Genomic DNA, 5,432 nt, shown 5'->3' on the forward strand with positions numbered 1-5,432 from the left:
CCGCATGACTGTCTCGAAATCCACTATGCCGGCGACGATGACGCGGCGGCGCGCGGCGCGCTCGTCGGCAATATGCTTCACCACCACGTCGAAGACATTGCTGTTCGGGTCGGCGCGCTCCTCGGCGAAGCTGCGGCCTTGCCGCGAGCCCGCATGGAAGACCTTCTTGCCGCCGACATCGGGTGCGTCGAAGACGGTGAAATCAATGTCCTCGCGCGGTCCGAGCGAGGCTTTGAGATTTTCCGGCGAGAGATAGAGCAGATCCGGCGCCACCGGCTTGTAGGGCACGGCATCTTTCAGCGCGCCGTCAGCCTGCTTCCGCCGCGCCTCATAGTGATCGAGGATCAGCGTATGGCGCTCGGCCAGCGCCTCATGCGCGAGATGATCGAAGATGACAGGCGCGTCCGGCAGATAGTCGAACACCGTCTCCAGTTGCTCGTAGAAGAAAGGCAGCCAGTGCTCCATGCCGGCAAAGCGCCGTCCTTCGCTGACGGCTGCATAGAGCGCATCGTCGCGCGACGGCGCGCCGAAGGCTTCGATATAGGAGCGGCGGAAGCGGCTGATCGTTTCCGGCGTCAGCGCCACCTCGCTCATCGCCTGCAGCGCCATCGACTTGCGCTGGCCGGTCGTGCGCTGGGTCGCCACGTCGAAGACGCGGATCGATTCCAGCGTGTCGCCGAAGAAGTCGAGCCTCAGCGCCTCGCTCCAGCCGGGCGCGAAGAGGTCGAGAATGCCGCCGCGCACCGCGAACTCGCCGACGTCGCGCACGGTCGGCACGCGCTCGAAACCGGAATTCTCCAGCCGCGCGATCAGCACGTTCATGTCGATCTGGTTGCCGGGCTTGGCGTGGAAGGTCTGCGCCTCGATCAGTTCGGCCGGCGGAATGCGCTGCAAGAGCGCATTGGCCGTCGTGAGGATAACGGCGCGGTGCGGCTTTTTCGCCAGCGCAACGATGGCGGAGAGCGCGTCGAGGCGCCGCGCGGCGGCATCCGCGCCCGGCGAGACACGATCGTAAGGCAGGCAGTCCCAGGCAGGCAGTTCCAGAACCGGCAGGCCGGGAGCGGCAAAGGCGAGCGCATCGATGATCGCCGGCAGCCGCTGGCCGTCGCGCGCGACGAACAGCACCGGCTTGTCGGGCGCGATCTCCTGCGCCGTCCGCGCCAGCGCGAAAGCTTCGTAACCGTCGGCGACGCCATCGACGATGAACTGGCCGGCGCGGCCCTTCGGCAGGCCAATGGAGGGAATGAGACTCATGCTTCTTTCAAAATGTCATGGTCCGGCGCGACGCCAGGATCTTCTTCAGCACCGCGCAATCGATATCGGGCGGAACCGGGCGCTCGCCGGTGATCATCGGCAGGAATTCGGTGTCGGGGATTTCGAGGAGCTTTTCATATTGGTCGATTTCGTCGGCGGTCAAGGCGCCGATCTCGGCATCGGCGAAGGATCCCAGGATGAGATCCATCTCGCGCATGCCGCGATGCCAGGAGCGGAACAGCAGCTTGCGGCGGCGGACGTCCAGGCCCTCGCTTGATCGCTGTGTTCCGGTCATCGCGCTACATCCCTGTTCGAAGCGGCGCATATAGCGTGGATAGCGATTGGTGTCAGCCTTTGCGCTGCGGCCTCCGCGACATAAGCTGACGAGATGCGTCCTTCCATCCTCGATCCCCTGTTCGTCCCGATCACCTCGCTCGCCGGCGTCGGCCAGAAGGTCGGGACCATGATCGAACGTGTCGTGCCGGCCGATCTCGGCGACCGCGCCGCGCGCGCCGCCGATCTTCTGTTCGTGCTGCCCAACACGGTTATCGACCGCCGCAATCGGCCTGGCATCGCGCTAGCGGCCGAAGGCCAGATCGTAACACTCGAGGTGCGGGTCGACCGTCACCAGCCGCCGCCGCGCGGCAACAGGTCCGTGCCCTACCGGATCTACGCCCATGACGACACCGGTGAGATCGCCTTGACCTTCTTCCATGCCCATGCCGCCTATCTGCAGAAGATGCTGCCTGAGGGCGAGCGCGTCGTAATCTCCGGCCGCATGGAATGGTTCAACGGCCGCCCGACCATGGTTCATCCCGACCATATCGCGCCGCTCGACGAGGCCGAGGGCCTGCCGCTGGTCGAGCCCGTCTATCCGCTAACCGCCGGCCTGTCCGCAAAAGTGCTGCGCCGCGCCATCGGACAGGCGCTCGGCCGCTTGCCGGAACTGCCGGAATGGCAGGACGACGCCTTCATGCGCCGCCACACCTTTCCGTCCTTCGGCGATGCGCTCATCCGCATCCACTATCCCAAGGACCCGATCGACGTTGCCGTCGAGGGTGCGGCCTGGCGGCGCCTGGCCTATGACGAGCTCCTGGCAGGGCAGGTGTCGCTGGCGCTGGTGCGCACCAGAATCCGCCGCCTTTCGGGCCGGCCGCTGGTCGGCGACGGGCGCGTTGTCGAGAAACTGCGCGCTGCCCTGCCCTACAAGCTCACCCTCAGCCAGGAATTCGCGCTCGGCGAAATCAACGCCGACCTGGCCGACCCCGAACGCATGCTGCGTCTGCTGCAGGGCGATGTCGGCTCCGGCAAGACGGTGGTCGCGCTGCTTGCCATGGGGCGCGCGGTCGAGGCAGGCGGCCAGGCTGCGCTGATGGCGCCGACCGAAATCCTGGCGCGGCAGCATCTGGCGACCATCGCCCCGCTGGCGGAAAAAGCCGGCCTCAGCGTCGCCGTCCTTACCGGCCGCGAGAAGGGCCGCGAACGCGCCGAAACACTGGAAGGCCTCGCCAGCGGTGCGATCGACATCGTCGTCGGCACGCACGCGCTGTTCCAGGAGACGGTGACCTTCCACGACCTCGTGCTTGCCGTCGTCGACGAGCAGCACCGCTTCGGTGTCCACCAGCGTCTCGCCATCACCGCCAAAGGCGACGCGCCCGATATGCTGGTGATGACGGCGACGCCCATTCCGCGCACGCTGGTGCTGACCGCCTTCGGCGACATGGATGTCTCGAAGCTCACCGAAAAGCCGGCGGGCCGCCAGCCGATACGCACCGTCACTTTGCCAATGGAGCGGCTGGACGAGTTGGTCGGGCGCATGGTCGACGCCGTCGCCGAGGGTCAGAAGATCTACTGGATCTGTCCGCTGGTCGAGGAATCCGAAGAGATCAAGCTGATGTCGGCGGAAGACCGCTTCGCTTCGCTGAAGCCGCTCTTCGGCGAACAGATCGGCCTCGTCCATGGCCGCATGAAAGGGGCAGAGAAGGACGATGCGATGCGCGCCTTCAAGCAGGGCGAAACGCGCATATTGATCGCCACCACCGTCATCGAGGTCGGCGTCGACGTGCCGGACGCCACGATCATCATCATCGAGCATGCCGAGCGCTTCGGCCTTGCCCAGTTGCACCAGTTGCGCGGCCGGGTCGGGCGCGGCGACAAGCCCTCGTCCTGCGTGCTGCTCTACAAGGATCCGCTCGGTGAGACGGCGAAGCGCCGGCTGTCAGTGATGCGCGAGACGGAGGACGGCTTCCGCATAGCCGAGGAGGATCTGAAGCTGCGCGGCGAAGGCGAACTGCTGGGCACCCGCCAGTCCGGCACGCCAGGTTTCCAGGTCGCGCGCATCGAGTTCCATGCCGACCTGCTGGAAGCCGCCCGCGACGACGCAAGGCTGATCCTGTCGCGCGACCCCGAATTGCAGTCTGGGCGCGGCGAGGCGCTGCGGCTGTTGCTCTACCTGTTCGGGCGCGACGAGGCGGTGCGGCTGCTGCGCGCCGGCTGAGCCGCGCCCAGCGCCGGATTGGCAAGCGGCCCTTCGATCGGCTCGCCGTTCAGCGTCACCAGCTTGGCCTTGACCTCCGGCGCCACCATGCCGGCCGAAACGATCAGCTTGGCGCCGTCCTCGATCGTCATGTCGAGCAGCACGATCTCGGATTTGTAAACATACATCAGGAAGCCTGTGGTCGGGTTCGGCGTGCAGGGCATGAACACCGCGATCAACGGATCGCCTTCCTGGTCGAGCTTCTGGTTGATCTCGGTTTCCTTCTCGCTGGCGACGACGACCAGCGACCAGACTCCCTTGCGCGGATATTCGACCAGCCCGACCTGGCGGAACATGTCGCCCTTGTTTGACAGCACCGTCTCGAAAATCTGCTTCAGGGAGCGGTAGATACCGCGCACCAGCGGCATGCGGCCAAGCAGCCGCTCGCCGAAATTGACGATTGCGCGGCCGACGATGTTGGCCGTCATGAAACCGATGAACGTGATCAGCACCAGCGCCACGATCAGCCCGAAGCCGGGGACCGGAAACGGCAGATAGGTGTCCGGATTGTAGCGGGCGGGAATGTAGGGCTTCACCCAGGAATCGACCCAGCCGATGAGCGACCAGGCGATATAGGCGGTGATCGCCAGCGGCGCGCAGACGATGAAGCCCGTCAGGAAGTAATTCCTGAGCCGGGTCATGCCAGAGGTCTTCAGGGCGTCGGACATAGGATCACCGCGGCGCAGATTGCGGTTGAACTTTAGTGAACCGCAATTCGGTTTGGAACTGCGAAGTTTTTAAAGAGCGCTCTCTATGAAGCGGCTTTCAGCGTTCCAAATGGAAGCTCCTGCGTTCGCGACTGGCTGCAACACCCCTCCCTTCGTCATCACGCGCGGAGCAAAGAGCGAAGCGACGCGGCGTAGACCCGAGGATCCATTCCGCGACGCCCGCCGAGGAGTGAAAGGGCCATCGGCAAGCCATACTTCGAACTACGGTGCCCAAAAGAAGCAGTGACAGTGCTATTCCACCGTGACCGATTTCGCCAGATTGCGCGGCTGGTCGACATCCGTGCCCATGAACACCGCGGTGAAATAGGCGAGCATCTGGATCGGCAGCGCGTAGATGATCGGCGCGATGATCTCAGGTACTTCGGGCAGGATGATCGTCTCCATCGACTTGATGCCGGCCTGGGCCGCGCCCTTGGCGTCGGTGATCAGGATGATCTTGCCGCCGCGCGCCGCGACTTCCTGCATGTTGGAAACCGTCTTTTCGAAGATGCGGTCATGCGGCGCGATCACGATAACCGGCATGTTTTCGTCGATCAGCGCGATCGGTCCATGCTTCAGCTCGCCGCCGGCATAGCCTTCGGCGTGGATGTAGGAGATTTCCTTGAGCTTCAGCGCCCCTTCCATGGCTAGTGGAAAATTGGTGTCGCGGCCGAGATAGAGCACATCCTTGTAGCGGGACAGATCACGCGAGATGCGTTCGATCTGCTCGTCGAGCTTCAGCACCTGTGTGGCAAAGCGCGGCGCCTCGGAAAGCTCGCGCACCAGCCGCTTCTCCTCATCGCGCGAGATCGTCCCGCGCGCCACGCCGGCCCGCACTGCGAGCGAGGCCAGCACGGAGAGCTGGCAGGTGAAAGCCTTCGTCGAGGCGACGCCGATCTCCGGCCCGGCAAGCGTCGGCAGCACGACGTCGGATT

At 64.9% G+C, this 5,432-nt stretch carries 4 protein-coding genes and 1 pseudogene; 1 reads left to right on the forward strand and 4 read right to left on the reverse strand.

Features of this window, described 5'->3' with window-relative positions:
• Together EOA79_RS27915 and EOA79_RS27920 are read right to left on the reverse strand one after the other, a co-directional pair.
• Positions 1-1,254 (reverse strand): annotated as a pseudogene (locus EOA79_RS27915) (transcription-repair coupling factor); the annotation flags it as partial.
• A gap of 7 nt (positions 1,255-1,261) precedes the next feature.
• A complete protein-coding gene (locus tag EOA79_RS27920) occupies positions 1,262-1,549 on the reverse strand; it encodes a succinate dehydrogenase assembly factor 2 (RefSeq protein ID WP_095825222.1) in 288 nt (95 codons plus the stop codon).
• Between the two features lie 93 nt (positions 1,550-1,642).
• Between EOA79_RS27920 and recG the strand changes: the two genes are divergently transcribed.
• Positions 1,643-3,751, forward strand: coding sequence for an ATP-dependent DNA helicase RecG (recG, locus tag EOA79_RS27925; RefSeq protein ID WP_095825221.1), 2,109 nt, complete (start codon positions 1,643-1,645; stop codon positions 3,749-3,751).
• On the opposite strand, the gene EOA79_RS27930 is transcribed toward recG, so the two are convergent.
• On the reverse strand, positions 3,703-4,458 hold the full coding sequence (locus EOA79_RS27930) for a DUF502 domain-containing protein (protein WP_128293484.1): 756 nt from the start codon (positions 4,456-4,458) through the stop codon (positions 3,703-3,705). The two genes, recG and EOA79_RS27930, sit on opposite strands and share 49 nt — an antisense overlap.
• Before the next feature lie 291 nt (positions 4,459-4,749).
• On the reverse strand, positions 4,750-5,432 hold a 683-nt coding region (locus EOA79_RS33810), incomplete at its 5' end, for an SIS domain-containing protein (RefSeq protein ID WP_245489945.1).

Source organism: Mesorhizobium sp. M1A.F.Ca.IN.020.03.2.1 (genome assembly GCF_004023205.1).
Taxonomy (GTDB): Bacteria; Pseudomonadota; Alphaproteobacteria; order Rhizobiales; family Rhizobiaceae; genus Mesorhizobium.

Excerpts from the sequence above, each read along its gene's own strand:
- EOA79_RS27920 (WP_095825222.1), bottom strand. The coding sequence starts at position 1,549 with ATGACCGGAACACAGCGATCAAGCGAGGGCCTGGACGTCCGCCGCCGC.
- recG (WP_095825221.1), top strand. The coding sequence starts at position 1,643 with ATGCGTCCTTCCATCCTCGATCCCCTGTTCGTCCCGATCACCTCGCTC.
- EOA79_RS27930 (WP_128293484.1), bottom strand. The coding sequence starts at position 4,458 with ATGTCCGACGCCCTGAAGACCTCTGGCATGACCCGGCTCAGGAATTAC.